1 protein-coding gene and 1 pseudogene are annotated in these 541 nt (G+C 67.5%); both read right to left on the reverse strand.

The window, feature by feature from the left end:
- On the reverse strand, positions 1-196 hold a 196-nt coding region (locus ACTFO6_RS17545), incomplete at its 3' end, for a glutathione S-transferase N-terminal domain-containing protein (RefSeq protein WP_439935715.1).
- A 98-nt stretch (positions 197-294) separates the two neighbouring features.
- Positions 295-541, reverse strand: a pseudogene (locus ACTFO6_RS17550) (fumarylacetoacetate hydrolase family protein); the annotation flags it as partial.

A 541-nucleotide genomic window follows, 5' to 3' on the forward strand; every position in this document is an offset into this window, starting at 1 on the left:
GGGACTGGGTGAGCACCCGTTCCCCGTCCACCAGTACGGGCACGAACCAATGGGGATTGAGGGCCCGGTGTTCCGGGTGGTGCTGCTCGCCGCGGACGAGATGGACAAACCGGGGCTGGTACTCGATCCCCTTCAGGTGAAGCGCAATGCGCACCCGGTAGGCGGCGGAGCTGCGGTGGTAGGTATAGAGCTGCAGCACGTGCTCCTCCCGAGGTTCCATGAAAAATCGCGCCCGTTCGCGCTTTCTTAGAGGGCCGGGAGGTTGCGCTGCCCTCCCCGCGCGGAGCGCCGCGATCAACCCCCCTGTCCACGACGATACGGCTGAACGGTCTGTTCGATGGCGCCGAAGATCGATTGCCCTTCTGCCTCCAGCATCTCGATGCGCACCCGGTCGCCGAAGCGCAGATACGGCGTCTGGGCCGCGCCGGTCTCGATCAGCTCCTGGGCCCGCTTCTCGGCGATGCAACAGAAGCCGCGGGAAGGGTCGGCGTTGGACACCGTCCCCGAGCCGATGAGGGTGCCGGCCCCCAGGCGCCGGGTC

Source organism: Pelomicrobium sp. G1 (assembly GCF_051905455.1).
Lineage (GTDB): Bacteria > Pseudomonadota > Gammaproteobacteria > Burkholderiales > UBA6910 > Pelomicrobium.